Consider the following 20,149-nt stretch of genomic DNA (forward strand, 5'->3'; position numbering starts at 1 on the left):
CTAATTCTCCTTTTCACCACGCCATAATGCTGAAAATACGAAATTAAATACTATAGCACCTGCTAATGCACAAATCATATCCCATTGTGCATCCCATATATCTCCTTGCATACCTAAGAAAGCATCGGCCTCTCCACCAACAATAAAGGTAATAGCAAATTCTATAATCTCATAAAACGCACTTACAGCAAGACACATGCATATTGAAATTATAATAAGCCAAACTTTTCCCTTTACTATTCTAAACTTCCATAATATTTCTCTGATTATTAAAGCAGCTGTTGCTCCTTGAACAAAATGCCCAACTCTATCATAATGATTTCTACTTAAGTTAAAGATTTTCTGGATCCATGAAAAAAGAGGAACTTCGGTATAACTGTAATGTCCTCCAATAAGCATTACACATGAAGCAATGAGTATAAGCATATATGTAAGATTAGAAAACTTAAATTTCTTATAGGTTAATATTAGCACAGGAATCCCTATGATTAATGGAGCTGCTTCCAGAATCCAAATCAAGTAGCTTTTAGGTTTAACAAGTGACCATATAAAAATACATATTAGAAATATTAAACCTATATAATGTTTTTTATCTTTAGTTATCATAAAAACACTCTCTCCTTGCCCACCGTATATTTACACATATACGTATCAGATATTAGCATCGTTTTTTGATCTTTACCTCATTATTATTTACAAGTTATTATAAATAAACTATACTCTATTTTTATATTTTAAAATTAAGTTTGATATCTTTTGCAATTTTTTAAGCTTAAATATATTGAATTAAAAAGCATCTTAAGCAAATCTTATTTAAACTTATCATTTAATTAGAAGACTGATTATCATATAATATTAATTAAAAGTCTATAGATTATGGAGGAGATATAATGAAGCTTATTATTCTTGATGCTAAAACTCTAGGAGATGATATAGATCTAAGTGTTTTACATTCCTTTGGCGATTTAACAACTTACGAAACAACTAAACCTGAACAAGTTGTAGACAGAATAAAGAACGCTGAAGTTATTATTACAAATAAAGTTATATTAAATGAGGCCAATCTATCTAAATGTCCAAACTTAAAGCTAATATGTCTTACTGCAACTGGTACAAACAATGTAGATTTAAACTATGCAAATAGCAATAACATTGCAGTTACCAACGTAGCAGGTTACTCTACAAACAGTGTTGTTCAACATACCTTTGCTTCACTGCTATACCTTCTAGAGAGCCTTAAATATTATGATGACTACGTTAAAACAGGTGAATACTCTAACAGTGAAACTTTTACACATATTAATAAACACTTTTGGGAGTTAAAAGGCAAAACCTTCGGCATAATTGGTCTTGGTGAAATTGGTAGAGGAGTAGCTACTGTTGCTTCAGCCTTTAGATGTGAGGTTGTATACTACTCAACTTCAGGTAAAAATTCCAACAGTGATTACAAAAGAGTGGATCTCGCTGAATTGCTTTCAAAAAGTGATGTTGTGTCTGTCCATTGCCCATTAAATGAGAATACTAAAAATCTTATTGATTATAAAGAGCTTACTCAAATGAAAAAAACAGCGATGTTATTAAATATGGGACGTGGTGGGATAATTAATGAAGCTGCTTTAGCAAAAGCATTAGATGAAAACCTAATCTTAGGCGCTGGTTTAGATGTTATTTCCAAGGAACCTATCGATAAATCAAACCCTTTACTAAATGTGGTAAATTCAGATAAACTTTTTATAACACCTCATATTGCATGGGCAAGCATAGAGGCAAGACAGAATTTAATCATAGAGGTTTATAAAAATATAAGAGCTTATCTTAAAAATGAAAAAAGAAATAGAGTATAGTTTTACCTATACTCTTAAATGTATAAATCACTTTATATTTTTATTGTAAAGTGATTTATATAAACATTTGGCCCTTTAAAACTAGCACAGCTCTTCCTGATAACTTTACTCTACCATTGCTAAGTATATGCAAATTTATCTCCCCTTCTCTTGAAGAAAGCTGCTTGGCTTTAAGAAAACTTTTATCTTTCTTTGAAGACCAATACTGTGCTAATAAGGTATGAACTGAACCAGTTACATAATCCTCGTTTACCCCTGCCCAAGGATTGAAATATCTGGTAACAAAATCATAGTCATTATCTGAATTTGCTGTTATTCCTACACCTTTTAGTCCGTCTATGTGTATATCCTTCATCTTATTAAAATTAGGTTTAACAAGTCTTATTTCTTCCTCACTTTGTAACTCAAACACTAATTTTCCTGTAAGTTTTCCACAAAAAACATTTACATATCTATTAATTCCTAAGGATTTTATTATTTCTTCGTAATTAAATGGTATATTTGCTTCTGGTTCATCAATTTGAAAGTCTAAGCTTATTTCTCCATTACTTTCTTTACAAGCCTTAATTATTCCTTTGTTACCACTGTAAAGTATATTATCAAACGGAATTTTTATTTCATTTAACAAAACGTGAGAAGCTGCTAAAGTAGCATGACCACATATATCAACCTCATATTCTGGAGTGAACCATCTAATACTATAGATGTTATCCTTAAAAGCCATAATAAAAGCTGTTTCAGAAAACTTTAGCTCCTTAGCTATGAGCTGCATAGTACTCTCCTCTAATTCTTCGTTCAATATGCAAACTCCAGCTGGGTTTCCTTTAAATATTTCATTAGCAAAACTATCTACTGTGTATACAGATATACTCTTCATTTTTTCAGTCCTTTATTATTTTTTTATTTATCATATATAGAGCGGTTCATACTGAGCTGTTAATATTTTCATTATATATGTTTATTAATGCAGGAATTAACAAAACTATTAAAAAGCTCCTGCATCGTATTATTATACTTACTCATCATTTCTGGGTGCCATTGAACTGCGATAACGAAGCCAGCATCAGATTTCTCAATGCCCTCAATAACTCCATCACCTGCCACTGCTACCACATTAAAACCATCAGCTACATCATTTATAGCTTGATGATGATAACTGTTAACCAAAATGTCCCCTCCTACTATTTTATATAATTTACTATTTTTTTCAATAGTTACTGGATGAGTTCCTCTAAAATTCGGAGCATTTTGCTCATGTTTTATATAACTTCCTTCAATATAGGACATATCTTGATATACAGTTCCCCCGAAAGCCACATTTAGTACCTGCGCTCCCTTGCATATTCCAAATATTGATTTACCTTTGCTATATGCTGTTTTTATCACTTCTATAGTAGCCTCATCTACTACTCTATTCACAAATCCTAGTTTTTGCTTTGGTTCTTCACCATAAAGAAGTGGATCAACATCATATCCCCCAGATAACAATATACCATCCATTTGACTCACTATAGTATTTAAAACCTCTTTATCCAAAACTGGAGGAATTATAACCGGAGCTCCTCCAGCCCTTATTATTGAATCAACATATGCATCTGTAACATATACTCTTTCACTACCTAAAAAAGCTCCATTATCTATGGATAAAAGGTTTGCCATAATTCCTATTAGTGGTTTTTCTTTCTTCATATTAGCCTCCTAAAACGCATAAATTATTTCTCATATGTATAATACAAGTGTAATATATATTTTTTTCTAACCAAATTAATAACCAAAAAGTTTATTAATAATTTAACTAGAAAACATTTGAAATCTTTATAATTTAATACTATTATATCAAAAGTTTATCAACTTTTATAAACAATTTATTATAACAACTGATAAATATGGTTACCTTTTAAAATTAATCCATATATACTATGTTTAACAAACTCATATTGCTATTATCACAAATCTAATTGAATTATAAATCCCTAAAGAATAAAAAAACACAGTCCATTTCATAATAGAATTTATATTTCTAAATCGAAGTGGTCTGTGTTTTTAAGATTCATAACTTAGCCAAAAGTTATTAACCCTCCAGTAAAACTTTATATAGTGTTCCAAATACAAATATATATATTAAGATATAAAAATTGATATTGTTCCCTCTATTATAAAAAATTCAAACGCTATAGCTAAAATACAAAGTAATAAAAATAGAGAGGTTCTTCCATCATCTTTATTTTTATGTTCTAAACCAATACTATATATTACAGAATTATTTTTAATCTTCGCATCATCTTTTCTCATAGTCTCTTCAAAGAAAGTCTCATAAATCATTTTATATAAAGGTATATTAGCAATACCAAGCAATAATATTAAATCCCCATTCATAATTTCTCTCGCCTTTTCATAATTTTATCTTTTATTACAGTTTAATATTAACTATAGGGTTCCATTACAAAAACCTAAGTTATACATGTTGGAAAATCATGCACCTATGAATTTTAGGCATGCATAACTTAATAGTTGAGGTTGGACCCCTATATGATTCCTAACTCAACTATTAAATTATAATGTATTTTTAATTAAACTTGTACTAATTTATACAAAATTATGCTTCATTATTACTTAATATATAAAATCTCCTTATTTATATTTAAAACGGCACATTAAGCTGTACCGTTTCATCAAATAAAACATATATATTTTTTCACCTGAGCATTCAATATTCATTTTCTCGCTACCATAATGCTTTGGCCAATTGTAATTACTTAGCTTCTTTCTTCAAAATATCTATTTTTCTTTGCATTAATGAATTTTGTTTATTAATTGCATCAATTACATTTTTAGCTGAATTATTTATACTAGCAGTGTCTTTGCTTTCTGCAGCTTTTTTATATTCTTCAAAATATTTCTTATTATTTTCTCTTAATGTCTTTGATTCCTTTTCTAATTCTTCCATTTTCTTTTTTCCATCATCACTTAAATCTTTCCATATCTTTGATGATTCTTTTCTATTACTTTTTAATTCATCAAGCTGTTTCTTGCCTTCTTCTTCAGTAATTTGTTTACTCATCACCTTGTCTTTTATGGCTTTTGCTTGATTTTTAAATTCATCAAATCCTTTTTGGTCCTGTACTTTATCTCCTGCTAAGCTAAAAAATTGTTGCTTTAGTTCAATCTTTTTCTGCAAAGCAACCTCTAGTGATTTTTTATTTTCACTACTCAATCCTTCAACTTTTAATAAAGCTTCAAATTTATTTTCTCTTCCAGAAGCTTTTACTTTATGATGGTAGCTGTGATTTAGGTCAACTTGATTTTTATTATCTACATTATTATTTGTAGTTTGATTATCTATGCCATAGGCTATTGTAGGAATAGATAAAGCTATACTTAATAATATAGATACAACGAATCTTTTTTTCAAAAACAAACACCCCTTCGCAAGATTAATGTATTTTCTTTATTAATCTGCCTTAAACTTGAAAATTTTATGTATAAATTATCTAAAATGAAGACTCTGTTAAATTAAGCGGTTAGCCATCTGATTAAAAAGTAAAAGACTGCTTCATTTTAGAAGCAGTCTTTGACCATCTATTATATTGTAATTACTTATCTCTATGCTTATTTTGAATTTCTTTTACTGGTTCCTGTTCATTCTTTTCAGGACTCTTAAATCTTTTACTATTCCATGATGATTGTTGATTTTTTTTAGACATAAAATCACCTCCAAACTATTATAATTAGTTTTGGAGATAGTCTATCTTTTTATTCAGATTTCTCAGATATTCTTTTTATCAGTTTTTTCTCTATTAGTTCACTTTTGCTAAATCCATTTACAAAACATCTTATCTGCTTATAATCTATATTATTCATTTTAAAATCTAAGACATCTATCCTATCACCTTTATAGACTACAGGTTCTTTTACTCCATTTAAGAAAATTTCTACTTGCATTTGTTTCTCCTTACTTTTAATAAATTTATCTTGTATAATTGTTTATTTTCGGTACAGATACTCAATTTAGATTCATTTATTTCTAATTATATTCCAACTATAGTTATATAATTTTTCAACTTCAAACTACTCTCAGAATACAATGATTTCTCGAAAATTTCATATCTATCTCAATATATTATCTTTATTATTTCGCATTATGATAGTTATTTGCCCCTTCTACATTCGTAGTGAAACTACATTGTGGGTATCCTTCACAACCATAAAAATATCCATATCTCCCATCTCTAAGAACTAAATTAGCTCCACATTTAGGGCATATTGTTTTATTAAATATTTCATTTTTATTTTTCACTTCTACAAGATTATAAAGTTTCCTTCTATCATATAATTCTACTTCGTTGTATTTAGCCAATATCTTTGCATTTTCAGTAAAATAGCTGTTAGTTATCACAATTGATCTATCAGCATTATAATATTTCATAGAAGCTACTACTTGCTGAACTGCCTCTACTCCAACCTTGCTTTTCCATCTTTTAGCCTGAACTACTATCTTTGATTTATCTTTCTTTATTATTAAATCCGCACCATAATCAGCAGTTGTTGGCGTCAATTTAACTTTATATCCCAACTTCTTAAATTTTAAAGCTAAGAACTCCTCGAAATCTTCACCACTTAATTTATCGATATTATCCATTTTGTACTTCATCATTCTTTTCACAGTATATTTCTTCACTATAAAATATATAAATATCAAAATAATAGTGCTTAAAATACTATCTATAAAAAAAATGCTTTTATCAACAAAAATCCTTAGAAGCGAAATCTGTATAATATATGCTATAATAAAACTCCTTCTTAATCTATCATCTTTAGTATTCCTGTATTTCACATTTTTTCATCCTTATCTTTTGTAGTTATTTATGTAAATTCATCGACTATCTTTACAGCATTTTAAACAAGGTCTTTTAAATTTTACTACTAATTTGGCGCCATGCAGCTATCTCTAAGAATTAGTTTTGTAGGAACTATAACCTTTTTACATATTTCTCTATCCTTTTTTAATCTTTCCATTAAAAGGTCAAATGCTATTTCTCCCATAAACTCAGTATGAGCCTTTATTGTAGTTAGAGGTGGAACAATAAATTGAGCTGTAGAAATATCATTAAATCCTACAATACTTATATCTTTAGGAATTGATAATCCTCTTTCGTTTATTGCCTTATATGCTCCTATAGCCATAGAATCACTGGCTATAAAAACTGCACTTGGCATAACTTCCTGCTTCAATAAACTGTTCATCAATTCATATCCACTACCAGGGGTAAAATTCCCTACTCTTGTGTATTCAGGCCTGTATAAATTGATATCTTTCATGTACTGTGTATATGTAACTTCCCTATAATCTACTATATCTTCTTTACCATCATTAATTGCTTCACGTCCACCAATATATGCTATTCTTTCATGACCGAGATTTGTTAGATAGTTTAAAACCTCATTAACAGCTCTCCTAAAATCTATAACTACAGAATCATATATTTCTTCATTTGGAGAACAGTCTACAAATACAATATTTTTAGATAAATCTTTAAATTTATCTATATCTTTCTCTCCAAACTTTCCTATTGCAATTATCCCGTCAACATTATACATATTATCAGACACTTCATTAATTCTTGTGAAGCTTATACTTTCTTCACTAAATTTTCTTTCTATTGCCATTCTAATTGACATATAGTAAGGATCAAGTAATTCTTCTCTATCAGTATACCAATGAATTAATCCTATTTGATAGGAACTTTTCTTATTTTTTCTTTGCTTCATAGTCATATAATTCAGTTCTTCTGCTACCTCAAAAATTTTCTTTTTTGTGACATCAGACACATTCAAAGTATCATCAAAATTTAATACTCTTGATACAGTTGCTATAGAAACACCTGCTTTACTTGCTATATCTTTTATTGTTGCCATATCTTCTACTATTATCTCCTAATTTTATTAATAATCTTCTAAGCATTACATGTTGTATTATTTAATAAAATTTTACCAATGTTTTAGTAAAAAATCAAAGTTTATATTTTAACATAATTATTCTTTACAGTAAAAAAATAATATATTAAACTAATTTTAATATATTTATGAGGTGATGTTATGACTCTTAATATTGCACATAGAGGCTTTAGCGGTGAATACCCTGAAAATACTATGTTAGCATTTAAAAAAGCTTCAGAAACCCATTGTAATGGCATTGAAACAGATGTACAACTTACCAAAGACGGTATTCCTGTATTAATTCACGATGAAACCTTAGATAGAACCTCTAATGGCACTGGGCTTGTGAAAGACTATACTTATTCAGAATTATTAAAGCTAGACTTTGGCAACGGACAAAAAATCCCAGCCTTAGAAGACTTCATCGCATTCTCAAAGGAAAAAAACTTATTTATAAATTTAGAATTAAAGAACAGTATAATTGAATATGAATCCCTAGAAAGTATCACTTTGAATTTGTTAGACAAATATAGTTATCCAAAAGACAAAGTAATCTTATCTTCTTTTAACCATTATTCTATGGTAAATATTAAGACATTAGATAAGTCATATAAGACCGGTCTTCTATATGATTGTTGGATATATGAACCTGGTAATTATTGCAGACTTTGTGGCGCTGATGCTATGCATCCACAGTTTTTATCTGTTTTAAATAAAAAGTTAGTAGATGATATTAAAATTAAGGACTTTCAAATAAACACATATACAGTTAACGATGCAGAATATATGAAAAAACTCCTTAACTTAGGAATAGATGGAATAATTACTAACTATCCAGATCTACTTAATCAAATCATGCAACAATCATAAAAACAAGCGCTACTAAAAGTATCGTATTGAAATTAAGTGGCTATGCATCCGATGCTTTAATGAGCTTACGCATAACTACTTAATTTCTCAATATCCTTAAACATAGCATGAAAATTTTATACTTTCTTTTAAATTTAAAAAATCCAAAGTGACTATAGATTGCGAAATGCCTGATTAATCACAGCCTCACAAACCTATAACTACTTTGGAATAAAAATTTTATATTATGTAATTAAAGTTCCGTAAATTATATAAGCTTAATTATAAATATTGCTATTCCCCCTAGGGCAGCACATATCGGAATAGTTATAACCCATGTCCACATTATATTTTGAGCTAGACTCCATCTAACAGATGAAAATCTCTTTGATGCTCCAACACCCATAATAGAACCTGAAATTATATGAGTAGTACTTACAGGTGCATTAAGCATAGTAGCACTAAATATTACAGCAGCAGCACTTGTCTCCGCTGCAAACCCATTTACAGGTGCAAGCTTTGCCATATTAACTCCCATTGTCTTTATTATCTTCCATCCACCTACAGATGTACCTATTGCCATTGCAGTAGCACATCCAGCTTTAACCCAAAAAGGAACATGGAATGTAGTAATTAATCCACCACTTAGTAATGCTGCAGTAATGATGCCCATTGATTTTTGTGCATCATTTCCACCATGGTTAAATGCCATCAAAGCTGCTGATAATATCTGTAGCTTTGAAAATGACTTCGTTACTTGATGTGGTTTTGCTTTTCTTAAAATCCAGTTTAAAAGAGTCATAAATATATATCCTATTACAAAACCGATAACTGGAGATAAGAATAACCATAAAACTACTTTAAATAAAACATTATGCCAATTTACAACTGCAAAACTAGCCTTAAATACTATTGCTGATCCTATAAGACCTCCAATAAGTGCATGTGAAGAACTACTAGGTATAGCAAAGTACCAAGTAACAAGATTCCATATTATCGCTGCAACTAATGCAGCAAGTACTACTGTTTGAGGTATTAAACTCGGATCAACTATATCTGATCCAACTGTCTTTGCAACTTTAGTACTTATAAATGCACCTACAAAGTTTAGAAAAGCTGACATCATTATAGCCTGCTTAGGAGTCAAAACTCTTGTAGATACGGATGTAGCTATAGAATTAGCAGTATCATGGAAACCATTTATGAAATCAAAGCCTAATGCTAAAATAACAACAACTATAGTTACTACTAATATAGAACTAGACATGCTTTGTTACAACTCCTTCAATAACATTTGCAAGCTTTTCACATGAATCTATTGCATCTTCTAAAGATTCATAAATATCCTTCCAAATGATTATTTTGATTTCCTTTGTTCCACCACTAAATAGTTCTTTCATACTTTCTCTGTATATTCTATCGCAATCATTTTCAAGTTTATTAACTTCTACTATCTTATTTTTTATCTCAGCTGTATTTTTCATATTCTTAAAAGCTCGCATTAAAAGCTTAATTTCATCGCTTGCTTTTACAATATTTGCTGAAATAAGTAATGCACTTTCATTAACTTCGTTAACATTGTACATTAAAAATCTTGCTGCAGTATCTTCGATATAATCAACTACATCGTCAAGTGCTTTACCAATGATGAAAATATCTTCTCTATCGATAGGTGTGATAAAGCTGTTATTTACTTCCTCAAGAATTTTGTGTAGCTCATCATCGCCTCTGTGTTCGATATCTCTTAAGTGCTCGTATTTTTCATTTCCCTCATTTGGAGATTTTACAAAATCATCAAGTGCGCGTGCTGCATCACTTATAATCTCGGAAAATGAAATAAATAAATCAAAAAATTTGTCGTTTTTAGGTGATAAATTAAACATAGCTTCCTCCTATGATCTAACTTTTATTTGCTCAACTCTATTAATGATACAAGTTGTTTGTTAAGATTGTGTTAAGTTTTATTAATAATTTTAATTATTCTCTTCACTTTTTAACTTTAATAACTTAATATATGTTTTTTTAACATTATCATCATTTACTTAACTAAAATTTAACTTTATGATACTTGTACAATTATACATTTGAGGAATAATATTTATTAACTGGAACATATACTTCACTTAAAGAATTATTAACCAATGATTTGTTAATTACCTCTAAACATAGTCAGACTGGCACTTTTAAATGGCAATATGATTGTAAACGTCTTCTCAACGCAAAGCTATCTATTTATTATATTCTATTATTAGTATAAATATTAGTATTACCGTTCTATTTAATCATTATAACTTTTCTTTTCTTAAATAAAAAGGTACCCAATCTTAAAGCTAAATCTATGTTTCTAATAAGACACATAAATTTATAACTTTTTAGATTAGATACCATTATATTGTCTATATCAATTAATAGACTTCTATTCTGCTTCGTTCATTAAACCTAGCTTATCTAGTATTATGAATACTAGGTTAAGTACTACTCCTACAAGAGTTGCTAAAACCATTCCTTTTATTTCAATAGTTCCTAAAGTCATCTTCATTCCGCTTAACCCTACTACGAATATTACTGAAGTTAACATTAAGTTTCTTTGTTTTGAGAAATCTACTTTTTCTTCTACAAAAGTTCTAAACCCTGCTATAGCTATTGTTCCGAATAGTAGAAGTGATACTCCTCCGATTACTGGAGTAGGTACACTCTTTATGATTGCTGCAAGCTTTCCTGAGAATCCAAGAACTATTGATAATGCTCCTGCTCCCATTATTACATACACGCTATAAACTTTAGTTATTGCAAGCACACCTATATTTTCTCCATATGTAGTTGTTGGAACTGACCCGAAAAATCCTGAGATTATAGTTGATAATCCATCACCTAACATTGATCTATGTAGTCCTGGATCTTCAGTTAAGTCTCTTCCAACAATGTTTCCTGTTACTGCTAAATGTCCTATATGTTCTGCCATTACAACGAAGGCTGCTGGTACTATTGTTATGATTGCTGTCATATTAAACTTTACTATTGTAAACTTAGGAATTGCTATTAGACTTGCACTACCTATTGCTGCGAAATCAACTAGTCCCATTGCAATTGCTGTTACATAACCTACAATTATACCTATAAGTATAGGAATAATCTTCATAAACCCTCTACATAATACGTTACAGAATATTACTGTTAATAAAGTTATCATTGAAACAATTGCCCATGTTGGATTAAATACTTTAGTGTTAGATCCGCCCACTGCAAATCCTGCCATGTCAGCAGCTACAGGAACTAACTCAAGTCCTATTATTGCAACTATTGCTCCCATGGATGCAGGTGGGAATACCTTCTTGATCCAACCTACCCCTGTATAACCTATTAGGATAGCTACTGCTGATAAAACTACTCCTACTAACACAAATCCACTTTGAACCTCTGCAAAGCTTAATCCTTTTCCCATTAAAGCTAAAACCGGCGCTATGAAGGCAAAACTTGATCCTAAGTATGCTGGTATCTTTTTCTTAGTTATAAATGCATAAAGCAATGTTCCTATTCCATTAAAGAATAACACTATCGCTGGATCTACATTGAAAAGAATTGGTACTAGAACTGATGATCCAAACATTGCGAACAAATGTTGGAAACTTAATGGAATTGCTGTCTTTAGTGGAAGCTTTTCATTAACATCTATACTTCCTGATTTTGAATTTACTACCTCTTGTCTCTTTATTGCATTACTTGCCATAAAAAATCCCCCTTGATTAAATATTGGGGAAGCTTTCGCTTCCTTTTTAGCCTCTCTGGACTAAATTAAAGTTAAATGTAATTATAATTTCATAAAGAATAAAAAAAACTTCTTACTACTGTAAGAAGTTATAAAACCACATAAAAATACCTGCAATTATATCCTACTCCTTACAGCCTCTCTGGACTGGTTTAAAGGTTTTTTATTATCTAATAGAATATAACATACGAAGAATTAAAAATCAATAGAAATATACTCCTTTTATCTTTCTTCTCTAAAATAACTATTTCCAAGTCCTTTAGGCGGAGAATTTTTCTTCGATTTTTTAGCTGATACAAATACTAAAACTATAATAGTAACTAAGTATGGCAGCATTGATAAAAAGTATTGGTTTATAACTATTTTTCCTAGTCTAAAACCTATTATATCTAATCCACCAAATAAATATGCACCTATTATTGCTTTGTAAGGATTCCAAGCCGCAAAGATAACTAAAGCTACAGCGATCCATCCTCTACCTGCTACTATATTTTCTTGCCACGCAGGAACATAAACTAGTGAAAGATATGCTCCTCCAAGTCCAGCTAGAGCACCACCTATGGTTATATTTATATACTTATATAGACTAACATTTATACTCACCGCATCAGCTGCTGCAGCATTTTCTCCAACAGCTCTTAAATTAAGTCCTACTCTAGTATTGTAAAGATAAATACCAGTAATTATTGCTAATAAATATGATATATAAACAAACACATCTTGTGTAAAAAGTATCGGTCCTACATATGGAATCTTACTAAGAAAAGGAATACTTACTTGAGCAAAAAAATCCTTAATTGTATTAGGAACTACCTGACCAACAACCTTTTGTCCTAAAAGACTAGACAATCCCGTACCAAATATAGTTAAAGTTAATCCAGTAACTACTTGATTTGCTCTTAATCCTACAGTTAAAAAACCATATATGAAACCACCTAATCCTCCAGAAATCATTGCAGCTAAAAGTGCCATATACGGATTTCCTGTACTATAACCTACTATAAATCCCATTACAGCTCCCATAAGCATCATTCCTTCTACCCCTAGGTTTAAATTACCAACCTTTTCTGTAAGTATTTCACCTAGTGTAGCTAACAAAAGAGGAGTTCCAGCTACTATTGTAGCATGTAAAAATGATACTATATTCATTATTCATTCCTCCTAAAAGAAATTTTATATCTCATAAACAAGTCACTTCCAAGAACAAAGAACAATATCAACGCCTGTATTACTGACGCAGCAGCATTAGGTATACCAAATGCTGTTTGAATATAATTACCACCTTCTAATAAAGCAGCAAACAAAACTGATACAACTAGAATAACAATGGAATTAAGATTAGATAACCATGCAATTATAATAGCTGTGTTTCCAACGCCTCCAGTGATTTCTGTAGAAAGTGTACCACTAACTGCAGAAGCTTGAATAAACCCAACAATGCCACAAAGTGCTCCACTTATAAATATTGCTTTGAGTATAGTCTTATTTATGCCTATACCTGCATATCTTGCAGTGTTATGACTTTCCCCTATAACTGATATCTCATATCCAAGTTTTGAGTGTTTCATTACAAAATAGAATATTATTACGATTATTATTGCAAATATCCAACCTATATGTATGTTGAATAATTTAGGCAGTATAGCATTATCAGAAAAATTAGGTATTTTAGGAAAGTTCATAGCCTTTTTATCTCTAAGTGGCCCATATTGTAAATATGTTATAAATTTTAATGCTATATAATTAAGCATAAGTGTTATTATTGTTTCGTTTGTATTAAAATAAACCTTTAAAATTCCTGACAGAAGCGCCCATAGGCCTCCTAATATAATTGAAGCTACTAGCATAAGTAAAAGCAATAATGGTTTTGAAAGGTTTGGCATATTAAGAGCAACTAGTGCAGCTCCTAAAGCTCCCATGAAAATCTGACCTTCTCCACCGATGTTCCAAAATAGCATTTTAAATGCAACTGAAATCCCTATAGACGCAATAACTAAAGGTATTGCTCTTATTATAGTTTGTCTAACTCTATAAATGGAACCAAAAGAACCTTTTACCATTGATCCAAAAACGCTTAAAGGTTCATAACCAAGTACAGCTAAAAATATACCTGCTACTACAAAAGCCAATAATATAGCAATTGCCATTACCTTAATTCTCGTAGTTTTACTTATCTCTTCTCGTTTTATTAGTCTTGCCAAAGCTATTCCCTCCTACTCCTATTCCTATTCATCTGCTCCAACCATCATAAGTCCAAGTTTTTCTCTTGTAGCATCCTCTGAACTTATTATTCCACTAGAAGATCCATCACACATTACCATGATTCTATCACAAAGCTGCATTAAAACATCTAAGTCTTCGCCTATAAATAGTACTGCTGTACCTTTAGATTTAGCTTCATTTATTAGATTATAAATAATGAAGCAAGTGTTTATATCTAGCCCTCTTACCGGATAAGCCATTATTAGAAGCTTTGGATTTGAACTTAATTCTCTACCTAAAAGTATCTTTTGAATATTTCCTCCAGATAGATATTTTATTGGATAGTGAATGCTTGGTGTTTTAATATCTAAGGTTCCTTTTAAGGCTTTAGCCTTTTCTGCCACTGGTTTTCTATTTATCAAGAAACCTTTTTCAGAGTAATAGGTTTTTAGCAGCATATTATCAACCATATCCATAGAACCTACTAAACCCATTCCAAGTCTATCTTCTGGTATAAAACTCATACTTATACCTCTTTTAACAAATTCTCTTGGGTTCTTTCCAACTAAATTTTCACCCTCAAACACAATACTTCCTGATTTAACACTAGCTATTCCTGCAATAGCCTCGCATAACTCTTTTTGACCAGATCCTGCAATTCCAGCTATACCAAACACTTCTCCTGCTCTGATTTCAAAGGAAATTGATTTGACTGCCTCAGCTTTTTCCTCGTTCAAAACCACAAGATTATCTACATTTAATAACTTTTCTTCTCTAGTACATTCTACCTTTTCTATAGATAAGTCTACCGCTCTACCTACCATAGCTTCAGTTAATTCTTTTGGATTAGTTCCAGTTTTATCTAATGTTTTAACAGTTTCACCTTTTCTAAGTATTGTTATCTTATCACAGATTTCCATTACTTCATCCATCTTATGAGAAATAAATATAAGCGCACATCCTTGTTCTTTCATTTTTCTCATAATCTTAAAAAGTTTTTCTGTCTCTTTCGGTGTAAACACAGTGGTAGGCTCGTCTAATATTAAAAGCTTTGCACCTCTATATAGCACCTTTAATATTTCAAGATTTTGCCTTTCACCTACAGACATATCCATGACATACTTGTCTAAATCTACATCTAAAGCATAAGTTTCAATTATAGTCTTTATATCTTTGTCTACTTTATTATCATTTCTAAAAATCTTACCCTTTTGTCCTAGTAATATATTTTCTCTTGCAGTCATCGCTTCTACAAGTTTAAAGTGCTGATATATAGTACCTACTCCATATTTCATCGCTTCCTTAGGAGAAGTGAAGTTTACCTTTTCTCCGTTCCACTCAATAGTTCCTCCATCAGGCATATATACTCCTGATATAACACTAATCAAAGTACTTTTCCCCGCTCCATTCTCTCCTAAAAGCGCATGAATCTCTCCACCGTAAATATCAAGATGAATATTCTTATTTGCAGCTACTTTTCCGAAAGTTTTACTAATTCCTTTTAATGCAATTAAAGGCTTTTTATTCATATCTTCCTCCACAATATAAGAGAACTGAAGAATAGAATTCTTCAGCTCAAATTCAAAATTTTATATACTGTCTGCTATTGATTTGGAATAGTTCCTTCTACTCCTTGAACAAACCAGTTCATGTTCCAAACTTCATCATCAGTTAAAGTTTTTCCTGATTCAACTTTTACAGCACCTTTTTGATCATTGATTGGTCCTACAAATATACCCTTACCTGCTTTTATATTAGCTTCTGCTTTTTCTACTGCTGCTTTAGCATTTTCTGGCGCATTAGCTGTAAGTGGAGCTAAATCAACTACTCCATCAGCGTATTCTCCCCAATACTTTCCTGACTTCCATGAACCATCCATTATTGACTTAACAACTTTTACATAGTAAGGACCCCAGTTCCAAACTGCTGATGTCATGTTAGCCTTTGGAGCTGTCTTGCTCATATCTGTATTATATCCAACTGAGTATACACCTTTTGCTTCTGCTGCTTGTTGTGGACCTGCAGTATCTTGATGTTGTGCTATTACGTCAGCACCTGCATCTATTAAAGCTGTTGCAGCATCTTTTTCCTTTGCAGGATCATACCAAGTATTAGTCCAATTTACTTTAACTTTTACGTTTTTGTTCACTGATTGTGCCCCAAGTGTGAAGGCATTTATGTTTCTTATAACCTCAGGGATAGGAAATGCTCCAACGAAACCTAATGTATTTGTTTTAGTCTTAAGACCAGCAACTATACCATTTAAGTACATAATTTCATGAATCTTTCCGAAGTACTGACCCATGTTATCAGCTGTTTCATAACCTGAACAATGCATAAACTTGATTTCCGGATGTTTCTTTGCTTCTGAAAGCATACCTTCTTGGAATCCAAAACTTGTTCCAAATATTACTGTAACACCTTGCTCAATCATGTCTTCAACAGCTTTTTCAACTTCAGCCTTATCTTCTTTTACTGATTCTTTAGCTACAGTTTTAACACCTAATTCTTTTTCTAAGTAAAGTCTTCCTTGATCATGTGAATAAGTAAAACCACCATCACCAACAGGTCCAACGTATAGGAAACCAACTACTGGTTTCTTATCACTACCCTTATCACTGCTGCTATTTTCGCTCTTACTTGCACATCCAACTAGAAGTAAAGATGAAGCAACTACTGCACTACACATTATTTTTAAAAATCTTTTCATTTTATTTCCTCCCTAAGTTTGATAATAAGTAGACTATGTAAATTTATTTAAAATAAATTTTTCCCTCTTCCATTTTTTCTATTATTGCAAGTGATTCAACCCTGTGTCCTAATTCTTCAATTTTCTTTCTTCCATCCTGGAATCCCTTTTCAATAACAATGCCAACACCAATTACATTTGCACCTGCTTGCTTAACTATATCTATAAGTCCTATGGCTGCGCATCCATTAGCAAGAAAGTCATCTATTATTAAAACATTTTCACCTTCTTTTAAGAATTGCTTCCCAACCATAACGTTATAATCTTTATTCTTTGTAAAAGAGTGTACTTTTGATTCATAAACTTCTTTATCAATATTCAAACTTTCAGCTTTTTTTGCAAAAACTACTGGAACATAATCAAAATATTGGGATGCTATACTCGCTATACCAATTCCTGACGCCTCTATTGTCAGTATCTTGTCCACTTTATCTTGCTGGAATCTGCTTCTAAATTCTTTACCTATTTCATTTAATAATCTTATATCCAATTGATGATTTAAGAAACTATCAACTTTTAAAATATGTGAACCTCTTGCTCTTCCATCAGTTAGAATCTTTTCCTTAAGTAGTTTCATAATCTACATCCTTTCAAAGTAAAAAATCGCTAATATGACTTTCATTTGTGATTTTTTACGCATCTGACTTTCCTAAATAATAAAAAAATTCCTGAGCTATTGTCTGCCCAGGAATATACAATCACTAAAATATTAAAATTATATATAGATAATTTTAATAGCAACTGCACATTCGTAGTCAGGTAGTTTATGGCCTCCCGGTAGAAACGCTTAATCCATATTATTAAGCATATACGATGTGAACGTTATATTAAATTGTTAATTAATTATTCGCATTTACCTTACAAAAGTATGTTATAACATGTCGAAGAAAAAATCAATAGAAATTTTATCTTTTTTTATTTATGTCATATTTTTATTATATTTTTAGGCGGTACTTTAATTACAGGCATGTTAAATATTTTTTTCATTAACTTTTGTATTTCTCTCAAATTTGCAAATTCACGAACATTAAACTTAAAATAGCGATAGTTGTTCACTGCCGCTATCTTCCACTATATCCAGTGAACCATCTTGAACTGCCCTTAACAACTCTTTTATAGCATCTATATCACTATCTGGATTAAGATAAATATCTTTTTCTTCTTCATTAAGCATTACAGGGATTCTATGGTGAATTTCACTCATTTCTTTATTTGCACTAGCTGTTATTATAACAAACCCATTTTCTATTTTATTTTCTTTATTTATATACTTACCATATATTCCTGCCATATAAAAAATTTGATCTTCTTTAAGGCTTATCTTGTACTTAACACCATTCTTCCAATCATAAAACCAATTAGCAGGAATAACACATCTTTTGCTCTTTATAAGTTCTAAAAACATCTTTTTACTAAATAGACTCTCTGATCTTGCATTTATAATAAGCTTATTCTCATATAGGATTCCCCATTTCATAGTATCACTTTCGCCATAAGTCATAATTAAAGCTTTATTTGACGGAAGTCTTTCTCCGTACTCTACACTTATCTTATTATCCAAATTAAGGTCCTTATGAGAAAATTCTTCTAGATAAAACCTACCACACATATTCTATCTCCTTAGTATATTATTTTATATTATTGTTGAATTTAATATTTTGCCACGAAACTCACTAAATACCCCTATGTAGACATCGTCTTAATACCTATACAAACATACCCATAGTATAAGTTATTTATGGCATTTTTAGACACATTTTACCTTCTTATTACATATTGTATACTAGATAATTATACATTACGCTATAATGTCCAGTTATCGTCTTATAATTTTTATGTATCCACTACATTAACTTACTCAATAATTATATTACTAAAGATGTACCAGTTCGAACCGAAATCTATTTTTAAAACTCTCAAAGCTTCTGGTGAGAGAATTTAAAAATATGAATTTTAATACGAAGTGGTACATTCATAATAATATACAAAATGTAGTTATCTAATACTATCACTATAGTGAGGTGATTTTAAAAATATGGCTTATATTAATGTATTGCCAACCGACGATGTTTATGTTTCAAGCTTAAATCCCAACGAAAACTTTTCTTCAGCACCATTTTTATTAGTTGGTAATTATACTAGACATAATTGCCATTCTAATATATTTAGATCTTTAATAAAGTTCAACCTAAACCCAGATATACCATACGGAACAATGATATCAAGAGCAACATTATACTTATATGTTGATGATATCAATTTAAAAGATTGTACTTTTAGAGATTCTGAAATTACAATATATCGAAACACACAAAATTTCAATGAAAATTCAGTAATTTGGAATAATGCTCCCACTTTTGAATCTACAGGATATGCCAGAGAAATAAATGTATCTGACAGATATTCTTATATTGGTATAGATATAACAGATTTGGTTAAAGGTTGGGCTTTGGGCTTCTATGATAATTACGGAATCACAATACGTGGCTGTGAAAATGTTACAAATTCTCTAGTCGCATTTTCTTCAAAAGAAAGCTCAAATCCACCTATATTAAAGATATTTTATCAAACAATCGTAGGTCCTACCGGCGCAACTGGACCTACTGGTGTTACTGGTCCTACTGGTGTAACCGGACCTACTGGCGCTACTGGTCCTACTGGCGTTACTGGTCCTACTGGTGTTACCGGAGCTACTGGTGTTACCGGAGCTACTGGAGTCACCGGCCCTACTGGCGCAACTGGACCTACTGGTGTTACTGGTCCTACTGGTGTAACCGGACCTACTGGCGCTACTGGTCCTAC

General features: G+C 30.8%; 20 protein-coding genes and 1 riboswitch. Of the genes, 3 read left to right on the forward strand and 17 right to left on the reverse strand.

Features of this window, described 5'->3' with window-relative positions; translation table 11 throughout:
- Window positions 1-606: a DUF2238 domain-containing protein gene (locus tag OCU55_RS12945; RefSeq protein ID WP_261852728.1), complete on the reverse strand. Its 606-nt coding sequence runs from the start codon at window positions 604-606 to the stop codon at window positions 1-3.
- A 281-nt stretch (window positions 607-887) separates the two neighbouring features.
- Here OCU55_RS12945 and OCU55_RS12950 point away from each other — a divergent pair, with 281 nt between their 5' ends.
- Complete coding sequence (locus tag OCU55_RS12950) at window positions 888-1,844, forward strand: D-2-hydroxyacid dehydrogenase (RefSeq protein ID WP_261852761.1); 957 nt, start codon at window positions 888-890, stop codon at window positions 1,842-1,844.
- Between the two features lie 55 nt (window positions 1,845-1,899).
- On the opposite strand, the gene OCU55_RS12955 is transcribed toward OCU55_RS12950, so the two are convergent.
- The 7 genes from OCU55_RS12955 to OCU55_RS12985 all read right to left on the reverse strand — a co-directional run bounded on the left by OCU55_RS12955 (window position 1,900) and on the right by OCU55_RS12985 (window position 7,760).
- Entirely contained in the window at window positions 1,900-2,721 is an 822-nt protein-coding gene (locus OCU55_RS12955) for a PhzF family phenazine biosynthesis protein (protein WP_261852729.1), read from the reverse strand.
- Window positions 2,722-2,792: 71 nt separating this feature from the next.
- The gene (locus OCU55_RS12960; RefSeq protein WP_261852730.1) at window positions 2,793-3,533 is read right to left on the reverse strand and encodes a gamma-glutamyl-gamma-aminobutyrate hydrolase family protein; all 741 of its coding nucleotides are present in this window, start codon (window positions 3,531-3,533) and stop codon (window positions 2,793-2,795) included.
- Between the two features lie 432 nt (window positions 3,534-3,965).
- Window positions 3,966-4,220 (reverse strand): hypothetical protein, encoded by a 255-nt coding sequence (locus OCU55_RS12965; RefSeq protein ID WP_261852731.1) that lies wholly within the window; start codon window positions 4,218-4,220, stop codon window positions 3,966-3,968.
- A gap of 376 nt (window positions 4,221-4,596) precedes the next feature.
- Window positions 4,597-5,256: a hypothetical protein gene (locus OCU55_RS12970; protein ID WP_261852732.1), complete on the reverse strand. Its 660-nt coding sequence runs from the start codon at window positions 5,254-5,256 to the stop codon at window positions 4,597-4,599.
- 341 nt (window positions 5,257-5,597) lie between these two features.
- Window positions 5,598-5,786 carry a hypothetical protein gene (locus OCU55_RS12975; RefSeq protein ID WP_183276355.1) on the reverse strand — a complete coding sequence of 63 codons (189 nt, stop codon included), beginning with the start codon at window positions 5,784-5,786 and terminating at the stop codon, window positions 5,598-5,600.
- A gap of 187 nt (window positions 5,787-5,973) precedes the next feature.
- Entirely contained in the window at window positions 5,974-6,678 is a 705-nt protein-coding gene (locus tag OCU55_RS12980; RefSeq protein WP_261852733.1) for a restriction endonuclease, read from the reverse strand.
- Window positions 6,679-6,767: 89 nt separating this feature from the next.
- Window positions 6,768-7,760: a LacI family DNA-binding transcriptional regulator gene (locus OCU55_RS12985; RefSeq protein ID WP_261852734.1), complete on the reverse strand. Its 993-nt coding sequence runs from the start codon at window positions 7,758-7,760 to the stop codon at window positions 6,768-6,770.
- Window positions 7,761-7,940: 180 nt separating this feature from the next.
- Here OCU55_RS12985 and OCU55_RS12990 point away from each other — a divergent pair, with 180 nt between their 5' ends.
- The gene (locus tag OCU55_RS12990; protein ID WP_261852735.1) at window positions 7,941-8,651 is read left to right on the forward strand and encodes a glycerophosphodiester phosphodiesterase; all 711 of its coding nucleotides are present in this window, start codon (window positions 7,941-7,943) and stop codon (window positions 8,649-8,651) included.
- 247 nt (window positions 8,652-8,898) lie between these two features.
- Here OCU55_RS12990 and OCU55_RS12995 read toward each other — a convergent pair whose 3' ends face one another.
- From OCU55_RS12995 to OCU55_RS13035, 9 genes are all read right to left on the reverse strand, one after another.
- Window positions 8,899-9,897: an inorganic phosphate transporter gene (locus tag OCU55_RS12995; protein WP_261852736.1), complete on the reverse strand. Its 999-nt coding sequence runs from the start codon at window positions 9,895-9,897 to the stop codon at window positions 8,899-8,901.
- Window positions 9,890-10,513, reverse strand: coding sequence for a DUF47 domain-containing protein (locus tag OCU55_RS13000; RefSeq protein ID WP_261852737.1), 624 nt, complete (start codon window positions 10,511-10,513; stop codon window positions 9,890-9,892). Before OCU55_RS13000 ends, OCU55_RS12995 begins: the two co-directional genes overlap by 8 nt.
- 533 nt (window positions 10,514-11,046) lie before the next feature.
- A complete protein-coding gene (gene uraA / locus OCU55_RS13005) occupies window positions 11,047-12,357 on the reverse strand; it encodes a uracil permease (RefSeq protein WP_261852738.1) in 1,311 nt (436 codons plus the stop codon).
- 261 nt (window positions 12,358-12,618) lie between these two features.
- Window positions 12,619-13,545, reverse strand: coding sequence for an ABC transporter permease (locus tag OCU55_RS13010; protein ID WP_261852739.1), 927 nt, complete (start codon window positions 13,543-13,545; stop codon window positions 12,619-12,621).
- Window positions 13,545-14,597, reverse strand: coding sequence for an ABC transporter permease (locus OCU55_RS13015; RefSeq protein ID WP_261852740.1), 1,053 nt, complete (start codon window positions 14,595-14,597; stop codon window positions 13,545-13,547). The genes OCU55_RS13010 and OCU55_RS13015 overlap by 1 nt, the downstream gene beginning before the upstream one ends.
- 24 nt (window positions 14,598-14,621) lie before the next feature.
- On the reverse strand, window positions 14,622-16,127 hold the full coding sequence (locus OCU55_RS13020; RefSeq protein WP_261852741.1) for an ABC transporter ATP-binding protein: 1,506 nt from the start codon (window positions 16,125-16,127) through the stop codon (window positions 14,622-14,624).
- 74 nt (window positions 16,128-16,201) lie between these two features.
- A complete protein-coding gene (locus tag OCU55_RS13025) occupies window positions 16,202-17,308 on the reverse strand; it encodes a BMP family ABC transporter substrate-binding protein (protein ID WP_261852742.1) in 1,107 nt (368 codons plus the stop codon).
- 43 nt (window positions 17,309-17,351) lie between these two features.
- Window positions 17,352-17,924 carry a xanthine phosphoribosyltransferase gene (locus tag OCU55_RS13030; RefSeq protein ID WP_261852743.1) on the reverse strand — a complete coding sequence of 191 codons (573 nt, stop codon included), beginning with the start codon at window positions 17,922-17,924 and terminating at the stop codon, window positions 17,352-17,354.
- Between the two features lie 154 nt (window positions 17,925-18,078).
- Window positions 18,079-18,181, reverse strand: a riboswitch (purine riboswitch).
- A 199-nt stretch (window positions 18,182-18,380) separates the two neighbouring features.
- Window positions 18,381-18,956 (reverse strand): SOS response-associated peptidase, encoded by a 576-nt coding sequence (locus OCU55_RS13035; protein ID WP_261852744.1) that lies wholly within the window; start codon window positions 18,954-18,956, stop codon window positions 18,381-18,383.
- Window positions 18,957-19,382: 426 nt separating this feature from the next.
- Here OCU55_RS13035 and OCU55_RS13040 point away from each other — a divergent pair.
- Window positions 19,383-20,149 (forward strand): DNRLRE domain-containing protein (locus OCU55_RS13040; RefSeq protein ID WP_261852745.1); only part of this gene is annotated, 767 nt, incomplete at its 3' end.

Source organism: Clostridium folliculivorans, from assembly GCF_024341905.1.
GTDB lineage: Bacteria > Bacillota > Clostridia > Clostridiales > Clostridiaceae > Clostridium_AR > Clostridium_AR folliculivorans.

Excerpts from the sequence above, each read along its gene's own strand:
- OCU55_RS12945 (WP_261852728.1), bottom strand. The coding sequence starts at position 606 with ATGATAACTAAAGATAAAAAACATTATATAGGTTTAATATTTCTAATA.
- OCU55_RS12955 (WP_261852729.1), bottom strand. The coding sequence starts at position 2,721 with ATGAAGAGTATATCTGTATACACAGTAGATAGTTTTGCTAATGAAATA.
- OCU55_RS12960 (WP_261852730.1), bottom strand. The coding sequence starts at position 3,533 with ATGAAGAAAGAAAAACCACTAATAGGAATTATGGCAAACCTTTTATCC.
- OCU55_RS12965 (WP_261852731.1), bottom strand. The coding sequence starts at position 4,220 with ATGAATGGGGATTTAATATTATTGCTTGGTATTGCTAATATACCTTTA.
- OCU55_RS12975 (WP_183276355.1), bottom strand. The coding sequence starts at position 5,786 with ATGCAAGTAGAAATTTTCTTAAATGGAGTAAAAGAACCTGTAGTCTAT.
- OCU55_RS12985 (WP_261852734.1), bottom strand. The coding sequence starts at position 7,760 with ATGGCAACAATAAAAGATATAGCAAGTAAAGCAGGTGTTTCTATAGCA.
- OCU55_RS12990 (WP_261852735.1), top strand. The coding sequence starts at position 7,941 with ATGACTCTTAATATTGCACATAGAGGCTTTAGCGGTGAATACCCTGAA.
- OCU55_RS12995 (WP_261852736.1), bottom strand. The coding sequence starts at position 9,897 with ATGTCTAGTTCTATATTAGTAGTAACTATAGTTGTTGTTATTTTAGCA.
- OCU55_RS13000 (WP_261852737.1), bottom strand. The coding sequence starts at position 10,513 with ATGTTTAATTTATCACCTAAAAACGACAAATTTTTTGATTTATTTATT.
- uraA (WP_261852738.1), bottom strand. The coding sequence starts at position 12,357 with ATGGCAAGTAATGCAATAAAGAGACAAGAGGTAGTAAATTCAAAATCA.
- OCU55_RS13010 (WP_261852739.1), bottom strand. The coding sequence starts at position 13,545 with ATGAATATAGTATCATTTTTACATGCTACAATAGTAGCTGGAACTCCT.
- OCU55_RS13020 (WP_261852741.1), bottom strand. The coding sequence starts at position 16,127 with ATGAATAAAAAGCCTTTAATTGCATTAAAAGGAATTAGTAAAACTTTC.
- OCU55_RS13025 (WP_261852742.1), bottom strand. The coding sequence starts at position 17,308 with ATGAAAAGATTTTTAAAAATAATGTGTAGTGCAGTAGTTGCTTCATCT.
- OCU55_RS13030 (WP_261852743.1), bottom strand. The coding sequence starts at position 17,924 with ATGAAACTACTTAAGGAAAAGATTCTAACTGATGGAAGAGCAAGAGGT.
- OCU55_RS13035 (WP_261852744.1), bottom strand. The coding sequence starts at position 18,956 with ATGTGTGGTAGGTTTTATCTAGAAGAATTTTCTCATAAGGACCTTAAT.